We start from the raw sequence: 25630 nt of genomic DNA on the forward strand, positions 1-25630 counted from the left end.
CACCACGGCCGCGCACCGGCTATTCAGCACGCTCGCTCCCGCGTTCTCAAACGGCTTCTACCGAGCACCCTGAGCGCTTCGTTCGGCAGTACCCGCAGCCACCCACATTCCCGATGACGTCCTAGATCAACGAACCTGAGAAGGAAGAAACGAACTCAATGACCGCCTAAAGAAACTGACTCATAAAGGTTGGCATCTTCCGAAGGCCAAACAACTCGATGTCCCCTACCAACGCCTACGCCGACTCGAGATAGGACAACGCGCTGACACCAACCTGGAAACCGCCTTCAGCGCATGGCTCGACGATAAAACTCGACAAACCCAATCCGGTGCGAAAGTCGCTTGACAGCAATAGGAGCATCCACAGGGACTGTCTCTTAAACGGTGTTTCCGGCCTGACGCGCTGGACGTGGGTCTGGCGGGAAAGGTGCCGTGATGACGACACTTGATGCTGTGACGAAGAAGACGAAAAATGAGCCCACCCGTGAGGCGTTGGCGGCGAGGGAATGGGTGCGCCTGGCCAAGGAGCAGGGCCTGGCTCTGGACGGTCCTGATGGGCTGCTGGGCCAGTTCACGAAAACGTTCCTGGAGACGGCTCTGAACGAGGAAATGACTGAGCATCTTGGTCATGAGAAGAACCGTGCCCCGGACGAGCGTGACGAATCCAACGTGCGCAACGGGACCCGGCCCAAAACGGTGATCAGCCCCTCGACGGGGCCGGTGACCATCCAGGTGCCTCGTGACCGGGACGCCACGTTCACTCCGGTGATCGTGCCGAAACGACAACGCCGTTTGACCGGGGTCGATGAGATTGTGCTGTCGTTGTATGCCCGCGGCCTCACGACCGGGGAGATCAGCGCGCACTTCAACCAGATCTACGGTGCGCAGGTCTCGAAAGAGACGATCTCTCGCATCACGGACAAGGTGATCGAGGAGATGCAAACGTGGCAGTCCCGCCCCTTGAACGGCATCTACGCGGCGATCTTCATCGACGCGATCGTCGTGAAGATTCGGGACGGGCAGGTCGCCAACCGGCCCATCTACGCGGCCATCGGCGTGACCCTGGACGGCGAGAAGGATGTTCTCGGGTTGTGGGCCGGCACTGGCGGTGAGGGCGCTAAATTCTGGATGTCTGTCCTGACGGACATCAAAAATTGTGGTGTGACCGACACGTTCTTCCTGGTCTGTGACGGTTTGAAGGGGCTGCCCGACGTCGTCGGGAACGTGTGGCCGTTGACACGGTGCAGACGTGCATCATTCACCTCATTCGGAACACGTTCAAGCTGTCCTCGAAGAAGGATTGGGATGCGATGAAACGAGCGGTGAAACCGATCTACACCGCTCCGACCGTCGACGCCGCACGGGCAGCATTGGATGATCTGACCGAGGTCTGGGGGAAGAAATACGGTGCGATCATCCGGTTGTGGGAGTCNGTGGGAAGAGTTCACCCCGTTCCTGTCCTACGATCCCGAGATCCGCCAGGTGATCTGCTCCACGAATGCGATCGAGTCACTCAATGCCCGGTACCGGCGGGCGGTGCGTGCTCGAGGGCATTTCCCCACCGAGCAGGCCGCTCTAAAATGCTTGTATCTGGTCACGCGAAGTCTCGATCCCACCGGTGAGGGCCGAGCTCGTTGGACGATGAGGTGGAAGCCAGCTCTCAACGCCTTCGCCATCACCTTCCACGACCGCTGGCCGAACGCAGAAACCTACTAATGAAAAACGCCGGAAACACCGTTAACGAGACACACCCGCTGCATCCCCTCAGCGGGACGTGACCGTGCTCGGATTCTCTTGGTCGGTTCGCATGGCCGCTAACAGATGATGACAGAGTCTCACCTCCACGACACGCTGGATAAACACAGTGGTCAGAGACCAAGCAGGGGATACGTTAGCTTCAACAGATCGAAGACCGCTGTGGGCGTATGGCCCGTCGGCGCTGAATGAAATGGAGCAGCACCATGGCAACAATTCTCTGGATCATTGCGGTAATCCTCGTAATTGCAGGCATTTTCGCGCTATTTCGACGCCAGATTCTCTGGGGTATTGTGCTCATCGTCGTGGGACTGTTGGTTGGTCCAGGTGGCGTGAGCCTCTTCACTTGAGTCTGCGGATCGAGTAACCGTTTCGGGGCGTGACGGAGCTCCGGAACGGTTTCAGCGTGAAGGATCCACTGACGCTCTGCGTTGTCTGAGCGCTACATGGCGTCGAGGAGGCCATAGCTTTTCCTGACACTTGCGATCGTCTCGCGGATCGGACCGACATGGACGGGTCTAACCGAGCCTTCACCAAACCCGGGCGCGACAAAGCCACATGGACGAGCGGGCGGGAGGGACTGCACTCGCGAGTGCGGTCCCTCTCGCCCGCTTAGCTCAGTCCCCCATTGACGCGAACGCTAAAAACCCAGATGGCTCCCTCGAAAGGATTCCCGCGCACGGGTTACTCCGCACCGTGGACACCAACTGCCCACTCATCGGTGGTGCCTTCACGATGGACGGCGTTCAGGTCTGATAGCCGAAGCAGGAAAGTGACCGGCGCGGCCCAAAGCCGCCGCGCGAAACGGCCACTAGCCTATGTCGCCTGCCGCGAATGAGCAGGACAGGCATCGCACGCAGATCTAGAAGATAACGACTGGCTTGAGCGTCACGCCGCTCTCGCTATCAGCAAAGGCCTCGTTGATGTCAGCGAAGTCATACTTCTTGACGAGCTTGTCGAACGGGAACACCCCAGCTTCGTAAAGCGAGATCAGCTGGGGTATGAAAGTTTGCGGCACGGAATCGCCCTCGATCACCATGCTGATCTTCAGCCCGGTCAGCAGTAGACTGCCGATGTCAATCGGTGATTCGGTGCCTGGTGCCGCCGCGCCGACGAGGGCACCATGTCCAAGGACACCGAGGGATTTGGTCATCTGGGCGAAGACAAATTTGTTGCCCGTCGTGTCGAGCGCGTAGTTCACCCCGCCACCGGTGATTTCACGGATCCGCGCGACGGCGTCCTCGTTCTTGCTGTTAATGGTGTGGGTGGCGCCCAGCGTCTTGGCGAACTCGAGCCGGCTGTCGACGATGTCGACGGCGATGATCGTCGTGGCGTTAACAACGACGGCGGCGAGAAGACCGGACATCCCCACCGCTCCGGATCCGAAGATGGCGATGCTGCTGCCGGCTTCCGGCCGGAGAACGTTGAGCACAGCGCCCGCGCCGGTCTGAATGCCGCAACCGAGCGGACCCATAAGCTCCAACGGTGCATCCTTGGAAATCTTCACGACGCTGCGCTCGGCGACGTTACTAATCGAAGCAAACGACGACTGACCAAAGAAGTGAGAGGAAATGGGTGTGCCGTCGTCAGTGGTGAACGCGGTCGATCCATCGGGACGGGCGCCACTAAAGTCAAGGTCGTAGAGATGGATGCAGTACGAGGGATGCCCAGAGACGCAGGAAGAACACACCCCACAACTGGAAAAGCTAAGAAGCACGTGGTCGCCGACTTCGACGCTCGTCACGCCCTCCCCGATAGCCTCAACGATCCCGGCACCCTCATGGCCGAGCACTGCGGGCAGCGGGGTGGGATACAGCTGATCGCGCACGATGGCGTCGGTGTGGCAGACCCCCGTAGCGACCATACGCACCTGAACCTCGGTGGCGCGAGGCGCATCGAGAATGAGCTCCTGAATCACAAGTGGCTCGCCCTTGGCGAGAGCGACAGCAGCGGTTACTTTCATTGCATCTACCCCTTCAGCCCGCGGCGCAATGTCGCGCTAGCCATTATCAGTCTGCTCTTTTTTCAGATAGGTCACAATTTGCGCTATCTGGAGAAAGCTTCGCGCCGTCAGGTCGCACCTCCCCCCGGGGAGACATGGCGGTTCAGCGTCTGCCGGGTGACACTCAGTTCTTTGCAAAGGTCGTCCACTTTGGTTTTCCATTGCCCCATCGCAGCCATAGCTAGGCGGACCTTGGCCGGCGTCACTTTGGACAGACGCCCGCCCGTCCTCCCCCGTGCTCGCGCTGCAGCCAGCCCAGCGACGGTACGTTCGCAGATGACCGCCCGCTCGAACTCCGCGAGAGCCGCGAAGATACCGAAGACGAGCTTCCCGGATGCAGTCATAGTGTCGATCGCGGCGCCCTCGCCGTGAGCACTCTAAGGCCGATTCCGCGGTCGGTGAAGTCATGCACCGTATTGATGAGGTGGCGTAGATCTCGGCCGAGACGGTCGAGCTTCCAGACCAGGTATGTGTCCCCCTCGCGGAGAGCTTTCAGGCAGGCCGCCAGCTGCGGACGATCGTCCTTCTTGCCTAACGCCTGATCCTCGTAGAGATTGACGGGCTCTACGCTGGCAGCCATGAGCGCGTCTCGTTGAAGATGGGTGCTCTGCGACGCGTCGGCCTTCGACACGCGCATGTACCCGACGAGCATACTGACCCGTGCCATCTATACGTTCGATTACGTGACACGATGCCGCGTGATCACATCTGTCTCTAAAATGTCACTCATCCCGTAATTTATTCTGCGCCACGTAAACCACCGACGATTTATTGAATGTGACAGAAAGGGGAACCTATAAGCTGTCCAACTGCGACGGTGCGGGCTCTGATGCTCGATGCGTCTGCCCCTAGAATTTGGCCTATGGCTACAATCATCCGGACGGTCCACTGGACTTTCCTCAGCTCCCTAGAGGCGGCGTTGCCCCTGTTAAGCGCCGCCGTCGAGAAGACAGATTTCAGCGTGGCCTCCGCGACCTCAGGCTCCATTGTCATCGACGTACCAAGGGAGATGATGAAGAACCGTTGGGCCGCGACGATAACAGGGACCATAACTCCCGTGGCCACCGGCACGAAAATTCTGTGGGTCGTGGACGGGCTGGGAAACAAACATTACGAACACCTCGTAACGATTGCCAAAGGCCTTCCAAAAGGATCGCTCTACGACCACGGGATCCCAGAGGCGGTGTCGAAGGTCGCGTTGAAGATATTCGGTCGGAAAGAGATCCGCCACATTGCGTTCTGAGCCTATTTTGGCCAAGGTCTTGATCCATTCAAGCTCAGGTCCGATCGAAGTCTCCACGTTGAAGATCTCTGGGCGGAGCATCTTGTGGCATTGCAGTTCGGCGCTCGCGCTTAAGGCCGTCTGGGCGAGAGGCCCCTTGTTCAAGGTCGCCACGAGCATGCGTTCATATTCGACAAACTTTGCCGAAGTGATTATCGCCACCTCGCACGGTCGGCGCCGGTCGACGAGCAAGTTCAGCCACACGCAGGCCACCGTGCGCTACTAACAACCACCCAGTGACGGGAGTAGATCACCCCACCAACTATCGCGGCCAATTCAAACGCCCGACGCATGGGTAGCTCAATAATTGGGCGCACTTTCACCATGTCCGCACCGGTGTCAACAAGTCGTTTTTAAGACTTCTCCTGGTTAAATTGTTACATAAGAATTACGCACGAGCGAATGCAAACGATACTTAGTGTCCCTCAGCGTAGTACGGGTAAGGCGGGTAGACATAACCCATTCCCCAATAGGGTAAAAACCCGTAGTAACCGTAGGTGTCAAGAAAAAAGACACTGTTTTCAACGAGATCGGGATCATAGGGCGGAGATCCGGCCACGGTGTCGGACAGTAGGTTCAGGTGGACGTCTTTATCATCGATATGGGTGATCGCGTCGACTGGGATGAAGGACTTACTTTTACCAATACTCAGGAAACCGCCTGTAGCGACTTCGAAGAATCGCACTTTCTCTTCCCGCTCGTCGATCAGCAGAACGTCCACTTTCCCGAGATTGTTGCCGTCTTTGTCGAGAACTCGATGCCCCCGGATGTCGGATTCCGTCGCGGCGATGGTCTTATTAGTGTCCTGTAGCCGGACGAGCTGGTTACGTTCTGTAGACGTCATAAATTACATCCTTTCAATCAATTGTGAGAGTGAGAATTGTAGGGAAGTGTCCAGAAGAGAGGTCTGCGCATCGGGAGTCTTTCGTCGATGCTGCCAGAGCTCGCCTTGGACAAGCAGTCGAGAATCTCGGTCTATCGACCCGACGACCCGGGCGTCTTCGCTGAGCGATGGCAGCACGGTTGTTCTTCCTGGAGTCAGTAGGAAAGCTCACTCTCAATAACTCGTCAACGCAGCACCGACATAGTGCGGTACTGACGGATGGAGCCATAATTAAAAGATATGACTAAGGGTCCACCCGGTCAAGGAGCCGCAGTGAGCGATAAAAAGTTTTTCCGTGGTTTTTTTGGCTCTCCTGACTCTTCCGTGGGTTAAATTCGGCCGGGAAGCACTGGTTTATGCCCGCCGAGGCTGAGCATCGTGAGGGCGATGAGGGCCTCGGGTGATTTGAAGCCGAAGGCGATGCGGGTCATGAGGCGGATCTTGGTGTTCATGGATTCGACGCGTCCGTTGGAGAGTCCGTGCTCGATGGATACCAGGATCGCGGTGCGGTGCTTGACGATGTTCTTCTGCAGTTTCACGAACGAAGGGATGTGGCAGCGGCGGACCCAGCTGACCCATTTGTCGAGGGCTTCGGTCGCCTCGTCGAGAGGCAGTTTGAAGATCATGCGGAGGCCTTCCTTCAGGTAGTAAGCGCGTGCCAGACGTGGATCTGTCTGCACGATCCAAGTGAGCTTGGCTTGTTGCTTCTCGGTCAGGTTTTCCGGGTTCTAGGGCGTATCGGCAGTTTTTGATGCCGACGGCTCGGGCGCTGTCCGGTCGGGCTGGAGCGTCGGCGGCGGGCCGGCCGCGGGTGCGGCGGGCATCGTTGTGGCGGGCGGCTTCGCGGGCATCGTTCCACGCGGTTCGGCGGACTTCGTCGAGGGCATAGGTGGCCCATTTCACGACGTGGAACGGGTCGGCGCAGCGGATGGCGTTGGGGACCTTGTCCTTGACAACACTGGCGATCCAGGTAGCACCGTCGGCAGAAACATGCGTGATCTGCGCCGACCGCTCGGGCCCTAACGCGTCGAAAAATGTCGCGAGGGTGGCTTTGTCCTGGCCCGGTACGGCCCAGACGAGTCGGCCGGAATCGTGGTCGACGACGCAGGTCAAATACTGGTGGCCGCGCTTGTAGCTGATCTCGTCGATGCCGATCCGGGTGATGATCGCGCCGACGGTGCGCCACGCGATGCGAATCAGCACGGTGATGGCGGTCTTCGATGTTTGCGTGGCCAGCCAACCGACCTGGTCGTCGAAGAACAGGGTGTGGCCACTTTGATGCCGGGCTCACGGCACGGCGGCGACCGTCACGCCGTGGATGCAGCAGGACACTCGGGGCGCGTCAGCTTCGAGGTGAGCTTGAATCGAGCCCACATCCAAACCACGCCAGCGTCGTCTCCCATCACCGATGGTCGCAGCGTGGGCTGCGCTTCTGGCAGGAGCCGCACCGGTTCCGCTTCGACGCCATCGGACGCACCGACGCGATCAGAATCCTGCTCACCAGGTCAAGATCAATGTCGTCGACGAACGTCTTCTCGACACCGAGAAGGGTTCGCCATATTCTTAGAGTTCGCACGCCGCTTCTTCCTTTCCCGAGTTTCTTACCTTTGACAGTTAGAAACCTAGGCGGAGAGCGGCGTGCGGCCGTTAAGGCGCTCCCAACGGACCCACGGATACGTCAGGAGAGCCGTTCTTTTGCCTCATTTGAAACCTCCTCTTCGAGATGGTCTATGAAACGATCAATGGATATACATTCCCGATGTCCATTCATTAACGTCGGCTCACTCGGACTAGGTTGGAGAACGCATCGATCTAAAAAGACCATGAGGCCGAGGAGCGGTGAGAGAGAGGCGCGTGTCCACCTACGTCAGCATTGCCGTTCTTCTCGCAGTTGCGCTGCTGACGGTGGGCGGCCTGTACCGTCTGGCGCGGTGTACCGCCGTGGCCCCAGACCCACTTGAACGATTGCCGTTTCTCTCCGGCTGGGCGCCGGAGGAACATGCCCTGTCCCGGTACCACGCCAGGTGGTATCCACTGACCCTGCTCTTTCTCGCCTTTGACGTGGAGATGCTCTTCATGTATCCATGGGCTTTGGTCGTGGCACAAGACGGAATCGGCGCCGTCGTGGAGATGTTTGTCTTTCTCGGTGTGCTCATGGTCGGTGTCGTCTGGGCCTGGCGAGAGGGTGCGCTGCGGTGGGTTTAAGAAGCAGCCTGGCGAGACACGCCACCCGCAGAGTGCACGTGCTCGTGCTCGAAGTTCCCGGCTGGGGTGAGACCCGGATGCGCGTGGAGGCGGAGCTAGCCCGTCGGGGCTGGGTGCCGGCAACATCCCCAGCGGATGCCGACGTTCTGCTGGTCTGTGGGGCGCCGGGAGAGGAACTCGCGTCTGTGTGCGACCGCCTCTGGTCACAGCTTCCCGGTCCACGGGTGCGAAAAGCGGTGATCACCGCAAGCGATGTTGCCGCGACTCTGGAGCGGGCCGCGGAAGAGCTCCTCGATGAAGGCAGACAGCACAGCGATGCGCGCATCCGCTCGCGCCAGCCGTCGGAACCACGTGATGCTTCCGCGCACGATAGCGCCGACGAACCGACCGAGCACAACATGGATATGGATATGGACATGGACATGGACATGCCCATGCCGGGAGGGATTCCTCTGGCGAACGGCGCACCCGATCGCGACGGCCTCGAAATGGATGTGCTTCATGTGCCTCTCGGCCCGGCGCTCCCCCACTGGCCAGCCGGGCTCGTCGTGCGCTGCGTGCTCCAGGGTGATGTGATCGTGAGCGCTGAAGCAGAGGTTTTGCCCGCGGCTGCGCAACCACACGGTGACGGCCCCGTTGGAGGCGAGAGCCGCCGGTCGGCGGACGACGAGCGACGGCTGGCGGTCATCCGTCGTTCTGATGCCGCGGTGCAGGTGCTCGCTCTGGCCGGATGGTCGTTCGCGGCAGACCGCGCACGAAGGATTCGCGACGCCGTGGCGTCGGGCACAGCACTGGTCGACGCTGCAGCCGACCTCGACAAGCTGGCGCAGAGCGTTGGTCGTTCCTGGACTCTGCGCTGGACGCTGAAAGGTATCACGGTCGGCGACGCACTCGCCCACGCGGATGACGGGATGGGGCAGAGCGGATCCGAGACGGTGCGCGGCCGCCTTGTCGGCTGGCTCGACGAGGCGCGACGCATTGCCCGAGACGACACGGCTGAAGGAGGGTACGAGCTGCAGGACGCCCTGGCGTTGCAGCGCAACCTGCTGAGCGAGATTCCGCGACTGCTCAACGGCGCGGATGTCGCAACCGCGCGGCTCATCATTGCCGCTCTGGCAATCGAGACGGCCCCGTCACCTAGATTCCGAAGCCGCGCACATGAGTGACGCAACATGAGTGACATCGTCGAGGTGAATCCTGCCTGGGCGCTGCTTGCTCCGGTCGTGCTCGGCCTGCTTGCCCTGGCTGGAGCCGCGCTCAATGGGATCCTCGTTGCCCGGGCCGAGGGCCGGTCTTTCCGTTCTGGAGTGGCCATCCCGGTGTTCGAGATCGCCCGTCTGATGCGGCAGCGACGTCGCACGACCGTCACGGCTGATGTTCTGCTCTGGCGCATTGGTTGCGCCGGCCTCGTGGTGATCGCGGTGCTGAAGACGGCGGTGATCCCGGTGGGTCCGTGGGTTTTGGCCGATATACCGGTCGGGGTCGTCTGGTTCAACACGATGGACGTCTTCGTGTGGGCACTCATGTGGCTGATCGGCTGGGGTGCCAACAGCGCCCACTCGCTGGTGGGCGGCTACCGATTTCTCGCTCAGGCCGTCTCCTATGAGTTGCCACTGATGTTCGCACTGGTGACCCCCGCCGTCGCCGCGCATAGCCTGCGCGTGAGCGATGTAGTTGCCGCGCAACAGAATCTGTGGTTCATCGTCTGGATGCCCATCGCCTTCGTCGTCTTCTGCCTGAGTGTCGTCGCCTTTTCCAACTGGGGACCGTTTGCGACATCCGCGAGCGGAGACATCGCTGGCGGGATCCTGACCGAGGTATCCGGCGTGGACCGCCTGCTGATTTTCGCCGGACGCTACACCCTGCTCACGACAGGCGCGGCTTTCGCCGTTGCCCTCTTTCTCGGCGGTGGGGCCGGACCGCTATTGCCCGGCTGGCTGTGGACGCTGGTGAAAACCCTGCTGTTGCTTGCGGCGTTCGTCACCCTGCGGCATCGTATGCCAGCTGTGCGTCCCGAACGCCTCGCTGAAGTCGCCTGGATAATCGTGCTGCCGGCGGTACTGCTGCAGACGCTCGTTGTCTCCATCGTCGTCGCGGTGAGGGGCTGAGGATGCTGTGGATCATTGTTTTCTCGGCACTGGCGGTCATCGCGCTCGCCTCGGGAATCGCCGTCTTCCGCGTCGACTCCATGGCGCGGGCAACCTTCGTCCTGGCTGTGTCCTTCGTCGCCGTCGGCGTGATGTTGCTGATGTTTGATCTCGATTACATCGGCGTCATCACGATTCTCATGATGGTGATGGAGATGGCCATCATGGCGATCTACATGATCATGTTCATGGGGATGAACCCTGCTCTCATGCCAATGAGCATGGTGCATAACAAACGATGGTCGGCGATCCTCGCCGTTGGCACCTTCCTCCTGCTGGCCGGTGGCGCACTGCTCATACCTTGGCCGGCACGCAACGGTTCGCCGGCCGCCGACCTGACCGCATCCCTCGGCGAGGCAATCATGGGATCCAAGATGCTCGTGATGCTTACCGTGAGTCCGATTCTGTTCGCCACGATCGTCGCTGCCCTCGTGCTCGCAAGCCCTAGGGGCCGCTACGACCGGTGGGGCGACAATCTGGATCGTCCCACCCCTGACGACCCACAGCAGGGAGGGTTGGGGCGATGACCCTGCAGCTCGTCCTGATCGCTGCCGCGGCACTGTTCTGCGTCGGGCTCTACGGCGCTCTCTCCCAGCAAGTCGTCGTCATGGTGATGATGGGGCTGGAACTCATGCTCAACGGCGTTATCCTCGCGGTCGCCGCTTTCTGGTGGTTTTTGACACCGGTCCCGGACGGGCAGGTGCTCCTGCTCGTGGTGATCGCGGCGATGACCGTGGAAATGGCGATGGGGTTCGCCGTTGCCACTCTCCTGCATCGTTCCCGGGGATCAGACATGACCGACTCGGCAACGGACCTCGCCGGATGAGCGCCGCAGCAGTAAGCGCATTGGGCGTTACGGCGCTGTGGCTTCTGGTCAGTCTGCCCGCTCTTGCGGGAATCGCGCTCTGCGTCACGGGGCGGCGAGCAAACCTGGCCGCCGTTCCGGTGTCGCTTGGCACCGCTGGTCTCACCGTCGCGATGGCGTTCGTCGTAGCTTCCGTCCGCCCGTCAGTCGAAGTCCCATTCGTGGCCGGAGCCCGGTTCGGACTCGCCGTCGACGGGCTGTCGGCAGTGATTGTGCCGACGGTCGCGGTTATCACCCTCATGGTTCTGGTCTTTGCAGCCGCTGAGGGAACGGAATCGCCGGCGCGCTTCCACGGGCTGATGCTCATCTTTGCGGCGGCCGTTGCGGTGACGGCGACCGCCACGACATTGCCCACTCTGTTGTTCGCTTGGGAGATCATGGGCGCCATGTCTTACGCGCTGATTGGCTTCCGCTGGCGGGAGGACAACCGGGTCGGTGCCGGACTGACCGCGTTCATCACGACCAGGTTCGGCGACCTCGGCCTCTACCTTACGGCCGGAGCCGCCTTGGCGGGCGGCGCCGGGTTGGGACTCGCTGACCTGGCTGCGGCTCCCTCTCCCTGGCGTCACATCATCGCCGCGGGAATTCTGATGGCCGCATTCGGCAAGGCAGCCCAACTGCCCTTCAGCTTCTGGCTCTCCCGGGCGATGGAAGGCCCAAGCCCGGTCAGCGCCCTCCTGCATTCGGCGGCGATGGTGGCGATGGGCGGCTACCTCCTGCTGCGACTCGCTCCGCTGCTGGAGGTCACCGGTTGGGCTGCGACGACCACAGCGTGGGTGGGGGCCCTGACCGCTCTGCTGCTGGGCGCGGTCGCCGTCGCCCAACAGGACCTGAAACAGCTCCTGGCGGCATCCACTGCAGCGCAGCTCGGTTTCGTGGTGCTGGCTGCCGGCGTCGGGTCGGTGGCGGGCGGGACGACCCACCTCATCGCTCACGCTTCAACGAAAGCGCTCCTGTTCCTCGCAGCCGGCGCCTGGCTCGCGGCGCTTGGCACCAAGCAACTGCCAGCACTCCGGGGCGCCGCTCGCCGCTGGCCGCTGGTCGGGGTGACGTTCGCCGTCGGCGGCCTGTCCCTGGCCGGAATAGCCCCTCTGGCCCTGTGGGCGACGAAGGATCAGCTCCTGGCTGGTGCCTTGGAAACCAGCCCGGCCCTTTATGTTGTTGGTTTGGCCGCCGCCGCACTCGCCGCGGCATATACGGGCAAGGCACTCATCATCGTCTGGAGCCACCCGCTGACAAATGCCCGCGACGAGTACGACACCGAGCAGAGCGGCACGCGGCACATTGGCGCCTGGGAACGGGTGCCGCTTACCGTCCTGGCGGCGGGCGCGGCACTCTTGGGGGTGCTCGCCCTGCCGCCGGTCGGCGACTGGGTACGGGGTGTGCTCGGAGCAGAATCAGATCCGCGGCCCGGCCCACTCGAGCTAGTCGGCTCGGCCGTGCTGGCACTGCTCGTGCTCGGTCGGGTGGCCTGGAAGCGGACGCCTCAGCCTTCCTGGGCCGCGAACTGGTTAGGGCTCGAGCGGGCGACCCGGGTCGTGGTCGTTGACCCGGTGCTTCTTGTGAGCCAACGACTCGCCCATTTCGATGACGCGGTGCTTGATCGCGGAATCCACACAGCGGCGCGTACAGCGCTGCGCGGCGCCCGTCGACTCGGCTGGTTCGATGACCACGGGCTCGATGCGGCAGTGACTGCGGCGGCGCGCGGCAGTATCGTCACCGCTTCCGCTGCTGCCCGGGCAGACACCGACGGTGTGGATGCGGCAGTTACGGCTATCGCCGGTACCGCGCGCCGGTTCGGCATGATCGCCCGGCGTCCGCAAACGGGCCTCCTGCATCAGTATTACGCGCAAATCACCGTCGTTCTCGCTGTCGCCGTCATCCTTCTCCTTGTTCTTCCCGTTGTGAGGTAGCCCATGCTCAGTCTTGTCGTCTTCCTGCCGGTACTGGCCGCGGTGATCCTCGTTGTCGTGCCCCAGGTTCCGGACCGGGTCGCCCGGTGGGTCTGGCTGGGGATCGCGCTTGCCGATCTGGCGCTACTGGTGGGAATGTGGATCGGCTTTGACAGCCGGGAACCGGGTGACCTCGCATACGAGGAACAGCTGCAGTGGATGCCGAGTGTGGGCAGTAGTTACCACCTCGGAGTGGACGGCCTGTCCCTGCCGTTGCTCACTCTCACCGCCGTGATCTTCGCCGCCTGCGCGCTCTATGCCCTCAGGGAGAACGACCGACCCAGGCCGCAGGCCGCTCTCTTCCTGTTTCTCCAATCAGCCTGCCTCGGCGTGTTCGCCGCGCAGGACCTGATCTTGTTCTTCGTCTTCTTCGACCTGTCACTCGTCGGCATGTACTTCGTCATCGCCGGTTGGGGCCATGGTAACGCCGCGCGCTCGGCGCTGAAGTTCTTCCTGTACACGTTCCTTGGGTCCCTGGCCCTGCTGCTCGGTTTCATCGGCTTGTACCTCGGCGCCGACCCGCACACCTTCGATATGGTCGAGCTCGCCCAGTCTCCCCCCTTCCAGAAAAACCCCGTTGCGGGGGGTTTCGTACTGGCCGCCATCCTCATTGGCCTCGCGATAAAGACACCCACGTTTCCGTTCCACACCTGGCTACCCCCGGCTCACACCGATGCCCCCGCCATCGGCTCTGCCGTGCTGGCCGGCGTGCTGCTGAAAATGGGCACCTACGGTTTCGTGCGCATCGCCATGCCCCTGCTTCCCGACGCGTGGCGATCCTGGGCCTGGATTATCGTCGTCGTCGGCATCGTGTCGGTGCTCTATGGCGCCCTCGTTGCCCTGGCCCAGACCGAAGTTAAACGGATGATTGCCTACACGTCGGTCAACCACATGGGCTACATCGTTCTGGCCGTCGGTGCCGCTGGCGTCGTCAGCGACAGCTCCGCCCAGGCGCAACAGCTCGCCGTCACCGGTGCTGTCGTGCAGATGGTCAGCCACGGACTGATCACCAGCGCGCTTTTCCTCCTCGCCGGCGTGCTGTACGAACGACGGCAGAGCTACGATCTCAACGCTTTCGGCGGGCTTGCGGCACCGGCACCCCGGTACGCGGCATTCTTCGCCGTCGCCGCATTCGCGTCCCTCGGACTGCCCGGCTTCAGCGGATTCATCGCCGAATTCCAGATTTTCGCCGGCAGTATTGGAACCGTACCGCTGAGCCTGCTCGCACTCCCCGGCATCCTCATCACCGCGGCACTGTTTCTCCTCGCGTCACAGCGCCTGCTCACCGGCAAAACGCGCGGGTTATCCACCGGGTTTAACGACCTGAACTCAAACGAGACACTCTCCATCGGCTCGCTGCTGGTTCTCTCGGTAGTCATCGGGGTGTTCCCGCGATTCCTACTCGACATCATCGAACCCGCAGCATCCGTCGTCGTCAACCTGGTCAGCCGGTAGCTGCTCGTGAACGTAGCACTGGACACTCTCTCTCTTTTTCCAGAAGTTTTCGTTCTCGCCGGGGCGATCGTCGCGCTCCTCGCCGGGTCGTTCCTCCCCCGGAACCGCCAAGTCGCGACCCGGTGGATCGCCATCTTGGCGCTGATGGCGAGTGTGGTCGCGGCGGCAGTCGGGATGATGCAGCCGTCGACGACGATCTTCGAAGCGAGCTTCGCCGTGGACATCGGCTCCGGTTTCGGTCGAATCATCATTGCCCTAGCAACGATTTTCGTTATCGTGCTCGGAATCGAGGAGCTCAGTGGTGCGCGCCGGGAAAGCGAGACCTACGCCCTGCTGCTGCTCGCCGCCCTCGGCGCCATGCTCCTGTGCGGCGCGAGCGACCTCCTCATCCTCGTAACCGGATACCTACTCACCTCGATCCCGCTATATGCCCTGATCGGAATGAGTCGTTCTCCTGGTGCCGCCGAGGCGGCGATGAAAACGTATCTGCTCGGAGCCTTGCTCGGAATCATGATGATGCTGGGCGTCAGCGTGCTGTTCGGAGTCGGCGGAGGGACCTCCTATCGCCAGCTGGGGGCCGCTCTGGTCGATGCTTCGGCTGCCGCCGTGGCCGTCGGGGTCGTCGGGGTGCTCGGGGGCCTGATGTTCAAGGCTGGCGGTGTGCCGGGACACTTCTGGATTCCGGACGCGACGCAGGCGGCCGGAAAGGCTGTCGCAGCCTTCCTCACCACCGTTCCGAAGGTCGGCGCTCTCGTTGCGGCCTACCGGCTGCTCGACATCATCCCGGCAAGCATCGACTGGCCACTGTTGGTCGGATTTCTCGCCGCCGCAAGCATGACGCTGGGAAACCTCGCCGCATTCTGGCAAGACGACGTTCGCCGGCTGCTCGGGTGGTCGACCGTCAGTCAGGTCGGCTACCTCATGTTGCCGGTCGCGGTCGCCGGGCGCACGGACCTCGCCCTGCCATCGCTGCTCCTCTATCTCGCAGGCTACGCCGCCACCAACCTCACCGCCTTCGCGGTGGTAGCCGCACTTCCCACTCGCCGCACCCTCACCGACTATCGCGGGGCTGCCAGGACCCACCCCTGGCTCGCCGGCGCCCTCATCGTGAGCCTGCTCGGCCTCGTCGGAACACCCCCAACCATCGTGTTCATCGGCAAACTCACCACGCTCGCCGCCGCCTGGGACGGAGGCCTAGCCTGGCTCGCGGTCATCGCCGTGATCAATAGCGTGGCGAGCCTGTTCTATTACCTGCGCTGGCTGGCACCAATGTTCTCCCGCATTGTTGCACTTCCGCTTTCCCCGTCGACTGCGTCACCGGCCGCTGCCGCAGCACGTGTGCGACGCCGCTGGGCAGCTGGCTCCGCCGTCACGGGAGCAGCATCCGTACTTATTCTCGGCATCGTCGCCGGCAGTATCCTCTCAATCGCCAGCACGCCCCTTGCCCACTGAATTGGTCTTGCTCACACATCGACTTCAGAAACTGCTTGTTGCCAACGAACGTTTCCGTGCGGCGAAGACGCCGCCTCATGTGAGCAAACGCGGCGCACATCTACGCTGTGGACTTCGGCGCTCTTTGGCGGCGTTCTGTGATCGCACTGTGTCGCTAATTCCCGATAACGAGGATGCTGGCGGCGGCTTCGATGACGTCGTCGGTGATGGTCTCAAGCTGGTTGATCTTGAGTATTCGGTTGATTTGGGGGAAGAGGCGTTCAACGACAATGGATATCTCGCAACCCATGTGTTGCGACACACTGAGGTTACGAGACACCTCACTACACGATTCGGACTGCGATGGGCGAGCTGGGCGGTGCCTAAGGTCTCAAGGTTCCCGGTAACTGAACGGTTAGCGGGACGTACGAATCTCATCGTCGACTACTCCAGGTCCATGTCGAAGGCGAAAAGTGTCCAAGGCTCGAGACTATGCGCGTTGAGCCGGGAGGAAGCCATATTCTGGCTGCCGAATTCGTGCTGGACGTAGTCGAGCAGATCATCGCCGTAGATAATCACGTCGGTCTGATACACCGAAAACACGGGTGCGGAAGGTCCGGTGGGATCAGCCGGAAAAACCGGTCGCCGTACAACGGAACAAGCTTCGGCCATTTGGCCGGCGGCTGCTCTTAGGGCGTGTTCATCCCACCGTTCACGTTGAGGGTCTCCCCGACGACGAAGCTGGATTCCGCGGAGGCGAGAAACACGTATGCCGGTGCCAGCTCGGCCGGTTGCGCGGCTCGTCCCATCGACGTCTCGCTGGATCCGAACTCGGGAAGCGTCTCCGGGTCCACGCCGCGCGTGACCTGCAACGCGGTCCAGGTCGGCCCCGGTGCGACGACATTGACTCGGATGCCGTGCGGGATAAGCTGCTGGGCCAGCCCCTTAGAGAGATTGTTGATTGCGCCTTTGGTACTCGCGTAGTCCAATCGATCCGGTGAGGGGGTGTAAGCCTCGAGCGACGCGGTGTTGATGATCGTCGAACCGGGTTCGAGGTGAGGCACGGCCGCCTTAACGATCCAGAAGAGTGCAAAGACGTTCGTCGCATAGGTCTGCTCGAACTGCTCATCGCTGATCTCCGCGAGCGTGGGTTGCCACACCTGCTTGCCGGCGACGTTGACGACCGCGTCGAGTCCGCCCATGGCGCTCACCGCCGTGTCGACGAGCGCTCGGCAGTAGGCCGGGTCAGTGAGATCGCCCGGCACCAACGTCGCGGTCCGACCGGCCCGCTTGATGACGTCGGCAATGTGACGCGCATCCGACTCCTCTTCTGGGCGGTACGACATCGTGATATCGGCTCCCTCGCGGGCGAAGGCGATAGCCACTGCGCCACCGATGCCCGAGTCTGCTCCCGTGATCAAGGCACGCCGGCCGGTGAGTCGGCCGGTTCCGCGGTACGTCGCCTCGCCGAGGTCGGGCACCGGCGTCATCTGCGACTGGATACCGGGCTCGTCTTGCTGCTGAACGGGTGGGCTGATGACGGGGTAGCGGGTGCGCGGATCGCCGAAGGTGTACTGGTCTGGCTTCGCGGGGGCGGGTGTTGCGGTGGGCTCTGTCATTTCTGTCTCCTTGCCGAGCGGGATGCACCGTCGGCACCCGAGAGCTCTTCGATGGTGATGGCTGCGTTAATGAGTCCGATGTGGCTGAGGCCCTGGGGCAGATTGCCGAGGAACGAGTGATCGCTCGGCTCGATCATCTCGGCGAAAAGACCCACGTCGTTCGAGAGCTGGACGAGTTCGTCCATGAGCACCGTGGCCTCGTTGTGGCGACCTACGCAAGCCAATGCACTCGCCATCCAGAAGGAGCAGGCGACGAAGGCTCCCTCCTCCTGATCGGCTCCACTGTAGCGATAGAGCAGCGGACCACTGCCCAACTCGTTCCGGATGGCGTCGATGGTCGACGACATGCGGGGCCCGCGGTCGAAGCCGCTCGTAGCGTGCAGCAGTACCGAGGCGTCCAGGCTCTCGTCCCCGGCGTGGGCGACGTAGGCTTGGAGCGCCTCGGACCAACAGTGCCCATCGATCCAAGTTCGGATCTCGTCACATTCGGCTCGCCATCGCTTCGCATCGCCGGGCATGTGGCCGGCCTCGCACAGCTGGGCCGCAGCATCTAGCGCTTGCCAGCAGCCCATCTTGGAGGAGGTGTTGTGGTGCTGCTCCTCGAGCTCCCACATCCCCGCGTCTTCCTGTCGCCAGGCTCCAGCGGTGTGTTCGGCGAGGGATTCCAGCAGCAGGCCCGTTTCTCCGTCCAGCACGTTGCCGGCGGTGACGTAGATGCGAATCACGTCAAAGAGGTCGCCGTAGACGCTGAGCTGCACCTGATCGGTCGCCCGATTTCCCGAGACCACCGGGCCGATCCCTCGCCATCCGGGTACCTGGTGCGTGGTGACGTCCCCCGGGAGCTCACCGCTGAGTGTGTAGAGGATCTGCAGTTCGGGACCGTGATTCTTGAGCGTCCGGAGTAGCCAGTCCACCGCCGAATGCGTCTCCTCTCGCAGACCGAACCGCACCAACGAGTGGACGGTATAGGCGAGATCACGCACCCACGCGTAGCGGTAGTCCCAATTCTTGCCCCCGCGCAGGCTCTCGGGCAGCGAGGTCGTCGGCGCCGCAGCGATTGAACCGGTCGAGGCGTACATAAGGAGCTTCAGTGCGAGCGCGCTGCGGTGCACGTGGAGAGCCCAGGGGCCGTCGTAGCTGAACTCCTTCGACCAGGCGCGCCACGTGCTGATGGAGCGGTCGATGGCGGCATCCGTATGTTTTCCAACCGGAATGGGAAGCGGGCTATCCGATGTTCCCGGGACGACAAGGAGGTGTCGCGACCCCTTCGATGTCGTGAATCCGCCCGCTATCGTGCGATCGCCGCCGCCGCGTGGCCCGTGCTGGATGCCTTGCACGGTGAGGTTGACCGTGTCGATTCGCAGGATCTTGCCGAGGGGGCCGTCTTCGACCCACGGCGACGACGAGCTGAAACGGGTGCCCGGCGCGACCTTCCAGTGGAACTTCACGGCGCCCCGGATCCCCTCGACGCGACGCGCTAACTCAACCCATGGCAGGCGTCCGGCGAGGCCCGTGACTAGCGCGTCCGTGACGCGTGCGACCCCGGACTCCGTGGTGAATGTCGTCCGAAGCACGTTCGTCCCGCTGAGGTAGCTGCGTCGCACGGTATACGGCTCGGTCGGCGCGAGTTCGATCTGACCGCCGTCTTCGGCATCCAGCAACCGGGCGAAGACTGGGGTGGAGTCCATATCGGGAATGGGTAACCAGTCGACGCTGCCGTCCCGGGCGATGAGCGCGACCGTCCTGCCGTCCCCGATCGCGGCATAATCCCGCAGATCGACATAGCCGTCGGTGCGGGCTTTCATGGCGAGCATGCGGTGATTTACCACGCTGCACTGAGGATGGCATCCGCGGTGCGGAGCGAAAGTGCCATCATCGTGAGGCCCGGGTTCGCGGTCAGCGAGCTCGGGAACACCGAGGTGTCGCTGATCCAGAGATTAGGGATATCGAAGCTCCGACCGTCAGCGTCAACTACGCCGACGTCGGCCGTCTCGCCCAGCCGGCAGGTCCCGAGGGTGTGAGCAGATCGCGGCAGAACCAGGATGTCGCTGCCACCCGCCGCTGACACGATGTTGGTCATCGTCGTGACCGCGTGAGCCTCGATCGCCTTCTCGTTCTCGCCCGCAGTGAAGCTTACGTGCGCCTTGGGCACGCCGAGCTCGTCGACCTCGTCGGACAGGGTGAGCCGATTTGAGTCGGAGGGCAGGCATTCCGCGTTGATCCCCAGGCCGGCCATATACGGGTACTGCTCGAGTGCCTCGGTAAGTTCCGGACCCCACAGTGAGCTGCCCCGGATCAGCGTCGTCGCGAAGGTCAACGGCATCATCCCGAGGCTCTGCATCAGGTAGCCGCCCACGAAAGTGGCGTCAGGCGGGCGCACCATGTCTTCCGAGATGATCGACGACGGATAGCCGCGATACGACCGCATCAACTGGTCGAATCGTCCCCAGACCTGCACGCCACCATGGGCCATGAAATTTCGGCCGACCTGGCCGGTGCTGTTTGCGAGTGCGTTGTGCAGCAGCAGCCGCGGAGTCTCGATCCCGCCGGCGCTGAGCACCAACATCGCGCAGCGTTGGCGGTGGTCGACGCCACCACGTCGATAAATCACGGCGGTGACGGCGCCGGATTTGTCCGTTTCGACGGTGTGCACTGTCGAATCAGCGCGGATCTCGGCCCCGCGTGACAAAGCCGCCGGGAGGTAACTGGTATCCATCGACACTTTCGCGCCGTTGCGGCATCCTTGGTGGCAGGCGCCGCAGTTGACGCAAGCCTGGCGCAGTCCGAATCCCTCCTGCTGCCAGTCCTGGCTGATGACAGCGGCGGGCGCATCGGTCGCGTGGATGCCGAGCGCCTCGCATCCACGCATCATCATCTCCGACGAGGCGTTGCGCGCAACCGGCGGCAGGGCGTAGCGCCGATCAGGGTCCCAGGGATAGTTGGACGGCCCGGAAATACCGAGGTACTGCTCGACGCGGGCGACATAGGGCATGAGCTCGGATGGGGAGATCGGCCAGTCGAGACCCTGACCCGTCTCGCGTCGGAACGACATGTCACGCGCGTCGGGGCGCGGCGTAAAGGCACCCCAATGCAACGTCGAACCGCCGACACCGCGGCCGCTGTTGTTGGGCCCGAAAGCGGTCGGTGTTTCGCCTCCGCTGAGCCGCTCATCCATCCAGATGATGTCGACTGCCTCGGTCTCGTCAGGCGTGTGGTCGCCGGGTTCGACGTTCGGGCCGGCTTCCAGCACCACGACTCTCAATCCGGCCGACGCTAAGGACGCGGTCAGAGGAGCCCCGCCAGCCCCTGACCCGACCACGATCACGTCGACCTCGTCGGCGTGGTCGAACACGCGCATGCCGCTCAGGTTCATTCGGTGCCGCCGCCGCTCGGTTCCCAGGCTTCTCGGCGGCCGACTTCGAGAAGGGTGAACCCCTGCTTGCGGACGCCGTCGCCGCCGTTGCCGAAGCCGTCGTACTTGACGCGTGAGAAGGTCGCCGGGTGCGCCATCCACTGACGAGCCAGATCCACGCGGGCGTCTTCGAACCAGAGCTGCAGCTGCTTCGAGTTCAGCGTTGAGCCCTCGGCGACGAAGCTGCCGTCGATCAGCTGCGCGATCATCTCGCCCTGTCGCTCGGGGGTGTGAATGCCAAATCCGACCAGCGCGTCGAGGCCGAGGCGATAGGCGTCCACGTCGGCGGGCAACGCCGCGTTCCGCCAACCGTCGCCGCCTCCGCGACCGAGCTGCTGGTCGACACGAGCGGCGAGGTCGATCGCGTCATCGCCTTGCGGGACAAGTCGCTCGGCGATGTCGCGCAGTGTCGCTAGTTGCTGGCTCGACAAGACCAAGGGTTGGTAACCAGGGTCATCCGCCAGCGCCCGCCGGGACAGGATGCCGCGGGTTCGCTCGCTCGTCCGTTCCGACGCGATGACTCGGCCGGTGCTCGGGGGAACCCCCGGAGACGTCCCTGCATGGTCACGCCAGAAGGTCAGGATCGCGGCGGCGACCTCCTGAGGACGCTCGATCGGCAGAAGATGGGCGGCATGCTCGATCGTCACGAACTTCGCCGCCAGGTAGGTCGCCCCGTTGAGGCGGCGCTGCGCGGGGTCTCCCAGCTCCACATCCTGGGCGCCCGAGATGATGAGAGCTGGCACAGCCAGCTTTCCGACTTCTGAAGACCAGTCTTCGCGACTGCCCCTCTCCAACCAGGCGCGCCAAGCTAGCGGGTCCGTGCGCCGCACGCCCGACACCGCACTTGCCATGTCCGCCGCGGCGAGTGGCTCGGCGATGTTGGCGTCGACGAACTCGCGCGCCGATTCGTCGCTCAAGTGGCCGTCGGAAGCCGAGTGGCTTTCTGACGCCCAGCCGATCATCAACTCCCGGTGGTCCTCTGCCATCGGCTCGGGCGTCACGGGAGATGCGGCCAGCAACACGACGCCGGCGAGGCCGAAAAGGGGCGCCCGACCAGACAGAGTTCGCGCGGCGATGATCGAGGCAATTTTTCCGCCCATGCTGTGGCCGACGAGCATCCATCGCGCAGAATCATGCGCACGGATCCGGCGGATGACGAACTCGACCGTCTCCTCCACCGAGGCCCCGTCGACCCACGCCGTGTCACCGAACCCGGGTAGATCGATGGCGACTACCTCGATCTCACCAGCCAGGGCATCCCGAAGGTGAGCGAACTCGACAGAGCTCGCGCCCAGGGCATGAAGGCAGAACGCCACCGGCCGCGCGGATACCCGAGCGCCGTTGCTTGACATGACATCAGTCAACCGAAAGACCGCCGATACGTCAAGGGCTTGATGAGTACCGCCGACCGGACAGGTACCGTTCCCGTTTCTGCGGGAAGCGTTCGATGCGGCTGTAATAGGAAATGGCCAAGACAACCCGGTTTTGCCAGGTCGCTTCGGTCAGCATCTGATCACACCCACCAAGCAAAACGGCTCCTGGTTCGAGCGCGCGCTCCGTATTGCGGAACTCCCACCCATGACGATTCATGATCTTCGACACACTGCTGCAACCCCGGCAACCAAACCGTCAGCAGTCCCATGCCGTGTCACTTGGGAACCTTCATCGGGGCATCGGAGTCATCCGGCACGCGAATCGCTTAGATCAGCACAACGCTGCTGCCGTCGACCACCAGCGCCTGGCCGTCGCGAAGAGCCCAATACGGCCTGCCCACCTGAGCGTAAGCAGCAGCCACGCGGGTTAGGGCCTCGTTCTCCGGGTGCTCCGGAGATTCAAGGTGAGGCACGAAGGGCCGATCTAGGATGCTGAGGCCGTCAAACTCGACCGCTCCATACATGGACAAGGCGTCCTCCGTTGAGTCGCACTCTTCGAGGCCCAGCAGGCTCGGGGCCAGGACGCACACCCCCGCACTGAAGGCGGCGTAGACCAGTTCGTCAGCTCTGAGACGATCCGCGATGATCGAGTCGGCCCCCGATCGCGCCAGAGCCATCCGGAGCGTGAAGACGTTGCCGCCCCGAACCCAGAGGAAGTCCGGCTGCCCAAACTTCGCAGAAAGGCTCTCGGCGTCGTGCGCCCGAAGGTCGAGCTCACGTGCTTCGAGCCCAACGTCCGCGAGATTCGTAACCTGACGTTCAGTCTCTAGGCGCCGGATCTCGGGCTCAGCCCCGTCGAAAGCGTTCATGATGACCCACCCACGTCCACGCGCACGAACCAGGCCCGTGAACGCCTCTGGATGGTCGCCCAGCTGGTATGACGAGAGATAGAGGCGCATGAAGCCATTGTCCCGACCTTCGCGCACGAAAGTCGAATTGCGTGCGTCCGCAAGACGGACGCTCAGCGGGACCGAATCGCCGACGTCTGCGCTGAGATGCCCGTAAGCCGAACCGCTAACGGAACGGTTCATTGCGTTCGGTGCGTCGAGCCACTTCGTTGGTCGAGGCCGCGGCTGGACTGGCGATGCGGCCGACTGCCATACTGGGCTCGGCGGGGAGGGGACCTGATGCCACGACTGACGACATTCGTTCTGGGGAGCATCGCTCTGGTGCTCGGACTGGTGGCCTGCTCGCCTCCGACAACCGAGACTCCACCGGTCGACACCGCGATCCAAACGGATGTGCCAGCCCCGACCGACGAGGCGGCCGACGTCGTCATCCCCGACGGTGTCATCGGCACGGCCGAGCTCACGTCTGCCTCGGGGGACGACACCGTCTCCGGAACCGTCGTGGTCACGGCGGGAGGCGGCGGGTTCGACGTCGCACTGGAGGACTTCCACTCGGACGTTCCCGGAGGCGTGCAACTCTTCCTCAGTCCCTGGTCGGAGACCACGACCTGCCTGGCCGACATGTACAACTTCTCGTTCGGCAACCTCTCCACGGACGCCGATCAGCGCGGGCTGAGCCTGGGCGACAGTGACTCCTCCCGGGGCGACCCAAGTTACTATCTGACCGCCGTCATCACCGCGAGCGCCCCGAGCACGACTGATCCTGATGGCTGCGTGCTCACTCCCCGGGCGGTCGGCACGATCACTTGGGATGTGCCGGACACCCGCCCCGGGCTGCTCGCCGTCGATACCGGCGCTCGGTTCGGCGCTGGCGGTGCCACCGCCACAGCCGATGGTTCCCCCATCTCCTACCGCGCGGTCGCCGGCGACACGCTCAACGACATCGCCGACCGCTTCGGCATCACGCTCGACGACCTCGGCTTCCTCAACCCGCTGACCAGCCGCCAGCTCCAGGCCGGCGACGATCTGAACCTCCGTGTGGCGCTGCGCGGCGGCGCCTCGGTCCCGCCGCCCTGGGACTGAAGGCCGTTCCAGGGCATGAACCTCCACAGTCGTCCCGATACGGGAACGTCTTACGGGCCGTTTCGACGGTCACGAATCGAACGAAACGAGAGCCGTTAGGGTGGGCTGATGAGTACAAACGATAAGGTCTTGGTTCGCGCGGTCCAGGCCGCAGACTCCGACGAGTGGGCTGAGCTATATCGGGGGTATCGAGCCTTCTACGCGCTCTCTCCCGATGACAACGTTGTTGAACGTGTCTGGTTTTGGGTCACTGACGATACGCATGAAGTCAATGCCTTCGTTGCCATCTCGGACGATCGCCTCGTTGGGCTCGCGCACTATCGACGATTTGCCCGTCCGTCCACTGGCAGCGTGGGTTTCTACCTCGACGATCTATTTACGTCCCCAAACACGCGCGGTATCGGCGTCGGGCGGGCGCTACTGAGCGAGGTCTCTGCGCTGGCCGATCGCGAAGGCAGTTCAGTCATTCGCTGGATCACCGCTGAGGACAATACTCGCGCTCGTCGTCTCTACGATTCGACCGCCACTTTGACGAAATGGGTTACGTACGATCTGGCGCCGGGGTCGCTTTGACCGCTCGATAGCTCACCGGGGTTGGGCATGATTCGTGGTGCTCGGCGAATGGTCTCAGCGCGGTCCGTCCAAGACCGATTAGATAGGGGATGGATTTAAATTATCGGTTCTCTGCCGACGTTGCCGACATAGACCGTGACCAGGTGCATCGCTGGATAAGTGAGCAGTCCTATTGGGCGCCCGGGCGGTCGCGATCGAGGCAGGACGCAGCCATCGATGGCTCACGCAACTTCGGCGTCTACGACACTGCATCGAACAGGCAGGTCGCCTACGCGCGGGTCATCACGGATGGAGTGACTTTTGCATGGCTGTGCGACGTCATTGTCGACCCCACGGTACGGGGCCGCGGCATCGGGGTGGTGCTCATTGCGGGTATCGTAGCAGAGTTCGAGCCGATGGGTCTGAGACGAATCGCTCTATCGACCAACGATGCGCACGGATTGTATTCCAAGTTCGGGTTCACTGACTTAGATATCCCCGAGACATGGATGGAGCGCCTCGGCGACCCAAACTCCTAAACAGCCCAAACGCCGGCGGACCGTCTGCCAAAGGCTGCGATTAGCCTCGCGACCGCGCTGGGCGAGCGCCCGCAAGCCGAACCCTGAGCGGGCAACTCAACGGAGTGCACTGCCTGGAAATTCCCCGGTTCGGTCAGTACGGTTACGAATCAACGAACGCCCGGTGG

The 25630-nt window shown here is 62.8% G+C and carries 21 protein-coding genes and 4 pseudogenes; 14 read left to right on the forward strand and 11 right to left on the reverse strand.

Annotated elements, in window-relative coordinates:
• Window positions 1–432: 432 nt before the first annotated feature.
• Both CXY80_RS01985 and CXY80_RS19665 read left to right on the forward strand, forming a co-directional pair.
• A pseudogene (locus CXY80_RS01985) lies at window positions 433–1716 on the forward strand (IS256 family transposase).
• Window positions 1717–1961: 245 nt separating this feature from the next.
• Window positions 1962–2105 (forward strand): GPGG-motif small membrane protein, encoded by a 144-nt coding sequence (locus CXY80_RS19665; protein WP_166786221.1) that lies wholly within the window; start codon window positions 1962–1964, stop codon window positions 2103–2105.
• A gap of 512 nt (window positions 2106–2617) precedes the next feature.
• Here the strand turns inward: CXY80_RS19665 and CXY80_RS01995 are convergent.
• On the reverse strand, window positions 2618–3718 hold the full coding sequence (locus CXY80_RS01995; protein WP_104131410.1) for an NAD(P)-dependent alcohol dehydrogenase: 1101 nt from the start codon (window positions 3716–3718) through the stop codon (window positions 2618–2620).
• 46 nt (window positions 3719–3764) lie between these two features.
• Window positions 3765–4409, reverse strand: a pseudogene (locus CXY80_RS02000) (recombinase family protein).
• Between the two features lie 210 nt (window positions 4410–4619).
• Here CXY80_RS02000 and CXY80_RS02005 point away from each other — a divergent pair.
• Window positions 4620–5000: a hypothetical protein gene (locus CXY80_RS02005; protein ID WP_104131411.1), complete on the forward strand. Its 381-nt coding sequence runs from the start codon at window positions 4620–4622 to the stop codon at window positions 4998–5000.
• Between the two features lie 454 nt (window positions 5001–5454).
• Here the strand turns inward: CXY80_RS02005 and CXY80_RS02010 are convergent, their stop codons facing one another.
• Together CXY80_RS02010 and CXY80_RS02015 are read right to left on the reverse strand one after the other, a co-directional pair.
• Window positions 5455–5883: a PRC-barrel domain-containing protein gene (locus tag CXY80_RS02010; RefSeq protein ID WP_104131412.1), complete on the reverse strand. Its 429-nt coding sequence runs from the start codon at window positions 5881–5883 to the stop codon at window positions 5455–5457.
• 368 nt (window positions 5884–6251) lie between these two features.
• Window positions 6252–7498: pseudogene (locus CXY80_RS02015) on the reverse strand (ISL3 family transposase).
• Window positions 7499–7776: 278 nt separating this feature from the next.
• On the opposite strand from CXY80_RS02015, the gene CXY80_RS02020 reads away from it, so the two are divergent.
• The 8 genes from CXY80_RS02020 to CXY80_RS02055 are packed head-to-tail and all read left to right on the forward strand — an operon-like array spanning window position 7777 to window position 15998.
• A complete protein-coding gene (locus tag CXY80_RS02020) occupies window positions 7777–8127 on the forward strand; it encodes an NADH-quinone oxidoreductase subunit A (protein WP_233194811.1) in 351 nt (116 codons plus the stop codon).
• Window positions 8128–8171: 44 nt separating this feature from the next.
• Window positions 8172–9293, forward strand: a complete 1122-nt coding sequence (locus CXY80_RS02025; RefSeq protein ID WP_146070638.1) for a hypothetical protein — start codon at window positions 8172–8174, stop codon at window positions 9291–9293.
• Between the two features lie 6 nt (window positions 9294–9299).
• Window positions 9300–10235 carry a complex I subunit 1 family protein gene (locus CXY80_RS02030; RefSeq protein ID WP_104131414.1) on the forward strand — a complete coding sequence of 312 codons (936 nt, stop codon included), beginning with the start codon at window positions 9300–9302 and terminating at the stop codon, window positions 10233–10235.
• A 2-nt stretch (window positions 10236–10237) separates the two neighbouring features.
• A complete protein-coding gene (locus tag CXY80_RS02035) occupies window positions 10238–10801 on the forward strand; it encodes an NADH-quinone oxidoreductase subunit J (RefSeq protein WP_104131415.1) in 564 nt (187 codons plus the stop codon).
• Window positions 10798–11100, forward strand: a complete 303-nt coding sequence (nuoK, locus tag CXY80_RS02040) for an NADH-quinone oxidoreductase subunit NuoK (protein ID WP_104131416.1) — start codon at window positions 10798–10800, stop codon at window positions 11098–11100. Before CXY80_RS02035 ends, nuoK begins: the two co-directional genes overlap by 4 nt.
• Window positions 11097–13052 (forward strand): proton-conducting transporter membrane subunit, encoded by a 1956-nt coding sequence (locus CXY80_RS02045; RefSeq protein WP_104131417.1) that lies wholly within the window; start codon window positions 11097–11099, stop codon window positions 13050–13052. The genes nuoK and CXY80_RS02045 overlap by 4 nt, the downstream gene beginning before the upstream one ends.
• Window positions 13053–13055: 3 nt before the next feature.
• On the forward strand, window positions 13056–14546 hold the full coding sequence (locus tag CXY80_RS02050) for a NuoM family protein (protein ID WP_104131418.1): 1491 nt from the start codon (window positions 13056–13058) through the stop codon (window positions 14544–14546).
• A gap of 6 nt (window positions 14547–14552) precedes the next feature.
• Complete coding sequence (locus tag CXY80_RS02055) at window positions 14553–15998, forward strand: NADH-quinone oxidoreductase subunit N (protein ID WP_233194812.1); 1446 nt, start codon at window positions 14553–14555, stop codon at window positions 15996–15998.
• A 154-nt stretch (window positions 15999–16152) separates the two neighbouring features.
• On the opposite strand, the pseudogene CXY80_RS02060 reads toward CXY80_RS02055, so the two are convergent.
• The 7 genes and pseudogenes from CXY80_RS02060 to CXY80_RS02085 form a co-directional block, all read right to left on the reverse strand.
• A pseudogene (locus tag CXY80_RS02060) lies at window positions 16153–16266 on the reverse strand (ATP-binding protein); the annotation flags it as partial.
• 155 nt (window positions 16267–16421) lie between these two features.
• Window positions 16422–16580, reverse strand: coding sequence for a hypothetical protein (locus tag CXY80_RS19330; RefSeq protein ID WP_158251526.1), 159 nt, complete (start codon window positions 16578–16580; stop codon window positions 16422–16424).
• An 86-nt stretch (window positions 16581–16666) separates the two neighbouring features.
• Window positions 16667–17596 (reverse strand): SDR family oxidoreductase, encoded by a 930-nt coding sequence (locus CXY80_RS02065; RefSeq protein WP_104131419.1) that lies wholly within the window; start codon window positions 17594–17596, stop codon window positions 16667–16669.
• On the reverse strand, window positions 17593–19410 hold the full coding sequence (locus CXY80_RS02070) for a glycoside hydrolase family 15 protein (protein WP_233194813.1): 1818 nt from the start codon (window positions 19408–19410) through the stop codon (window positions 17593–17595). Before CXY80_RS02070 ends, CXY80_RS02065 begins: the two co-directional genes overlap by 4 nt.
• 8 nt (window positions 19411–19418) lie before the next feature.
• Window positions 19419–20969 (reverse strand): GMC family oxidoreductase, encoded by a 1551-nt coding sequence (locus tag CXY80_RS02075; protein ID WP_104131420.1) that lies wholly within the window; start codon window positions 20967–20969, stop codon window positions 19419–19421.
• On the reverse strand, window positions 20966–22360 hold the full coding sequence (locus CXY80_RS02080; protein ID WP_104131421.1) for an alpha/beta hydrolase: 1395 nt from the start codon (window positions 22358–22360) through the stop codon (window positions 20966–20968). The genes CXY80_RS02075 and CXY80_RS02080 overlap by 4 nt, the downstream gene beginning before the upstream one ends.
• A 347-nt stretch (window positions 22361–22707) precedes the next feature.
• Window positions 22708–23340 carry a Type 1 glutamine amidotransferase-like domain-containing protein gene (locus CXY80_RS02085; RefSeq protein ID WP_158251527.1) on the reverse strand — a complete coding sequence of 211 codons (633 nt, stop codon included), beginning with the start codon at window positions 23338–23340 and terminating at the stop codon, window positions 22708–22710.
• Window positions 23341–23568: 228 nt separating this feature from the next.
• On the opposite strand from CXY80_RS02085, the gene CXY80_RS02090 reads away from it, so the two are divergent.
• The 3 genes from CXY80_RS02090 to CXY80_RS02100 all read left to right on the forward strand — a co-directional run bounded on the left by CXY80_RS02090 (window position 23569) and on the right by CXY80_RS02100 (window position 25463).
• The gene (locus tag CXY80_RS02090) at window positions 23569–24372 is read left to right on the forward strand and encodes a LysM domain-containing protein (RefSeq protein ID WP_158251528.1); all 804 of its coding nucleotides are present in this window, start codon (window positions 23569–23571) and stop codon (window positions 24370–24372) included.
• A 108-nt stretch (window positions 24373–24480) separates the two neighbouring features.
• Complete coding sequence (locus CXY80_RS02095) at window positions 24481–24945, forward strand: GNAT family N-acetyltransferase (protein WP_104131423.1); 465 nt, start codon at window positions 24481–24483, stop codon at window positions 24943–24945.
• 89 nt (window positions 24946–25034) lie between these two features.
• Complete coding sequence (locus CXY80_RS02100; protein ID WP_104131424.1) at window positions 25035–25463, forward strand: GNAT family N-acetyltransferase; 429 nt, start codon at window positions 25035–25037, stop codon at window positions 25461–25463.
• Window positions 25464–25630 lie beyond the last annotated feature (167 nt).

It is taken from the genome of Cryobacterium sp. M91 (assembly GCF_002929615.1).
GTDB lineage: Bacteria > Actinomycetota > Actinomycetes > Actinomycetales > Microbacteriaceae > Cryobacterium > Cryobacterium levicorallinum.

Coding starts and splice junctions, on each gene's coding strand:
- CXY80_RS19665 (WP_166786221.1), top strand. CDS start 1,962: ATGGCAACAATTCTCTGGATCATTGCGGTAATCCTCGTAATTGCAGGC.
- CXY80_RS01995 (WP_104131410.1), bottom strand. CDS start 3,718: ATGAAAGTAACCGCTGCTGTCGCTCTCGCCAAGGGCGAGCCACTTGTG.
- CXY80_RS02005 (WP_104131411.1), top strand. CDS start 4,620: ATGGCTACAATCATCCGGACGGTCCACTGGACTTTCCTCAGCTCCCTA.
- CXY80_RS02010 (WP_104131412.1), bottom strand. CDS start 5,883: ATGACGTCTACAGAACGTAACCAGCTCGTCCGGCTACAGGACACTAAT.
- CXY80_RS02030 (WP_104131414.1), top strand. CDS start 9,300: ATGAGTGACATCGTCGAGGTGAATCCTGCCTGGGCGCTGCTTGCTCCG.
- CXY80_RS02035 (WP_104131415.1), top strand. CDS start 10,238: ATGCTGTGGATCATTGTTTTCTCGGCACTGGCGGTCATCGCGCTCGCC.
- nuoK (WP_104131416.1), top strand. CDS start 10,798: ATGACCCTGCAGCTCGTCCTGATCGCTGCCGCGGCACTGTTCTGCGTC.
- CXY80_RS02045 (WP_104131417.1), top strand. CDS start 11,097: ATGAGCGCCGCAGCAGTAAGCGCATTGGGCGTTACGGCGCTGTGGCTT.
- CXY80_RS02050 (WP_104131418.1), top strand. CDS start 13,056: ATGCTCAGTCTTGTCGTCTTCCTGCCGGTACTGGCCGCGGTGATCCTC.
- CXY80_RS02065 (WP_104131419.1), bottom strand. CDS start 17,596: ATGACAGAGCCCACCGCAACACCCGCCCCCGCGAAGCCAGACCAGTAC.
- CXY80_RS02070 (WP_233194813.1), bottom strand. CDS start 19,410: ATGCTCGCCATGAAAGCCCGCACCGACGGCTATGTCGATCTGCGGGAT.
- CXY80_RS02075 (WP_104131420.1), bottom strand. CDS start 20,969: ATGAACCTGAGCGGCATGCGCGTGTTCGACCACGCCGACGAGGTCGAC.
- CXY80_RS02080 (WP_104131421.1), bottom strand. CDS start 22,360: ATGTCAAGCAACGGCGCTCGGGTATCCGCGCGGCCGGTGGCGTTCTGC.
- CXY80_RS02085 (WP_158251527.1), bottom strand. CDS start 23,340: ATGCGCCTCTATCTCTCGTCATACCAGCTGGGCGACCATCCAGAGGCG.
- CXY80_RS02090 (WP_158251528.1), top strand. CDS start 23,569: ATGCCACGACTGACGACATTCGTTCTGGGGAGCATCGCTCTGGTGCTC.
- CXY80_RS02095 (WP_104131423.1), top strand. CDS start 24,481: ATGAGTACAAACGATAAGGTCTTGGTTCGCGCGGTCCAGGCCGCAGAC.
- CXY80_RS02100 (WP_104131424.1), top strand. CDS start 25,035: ATGGATTTAAATTATCGGTTCTCTGCCGACGTTGCCGACATAGACCGT.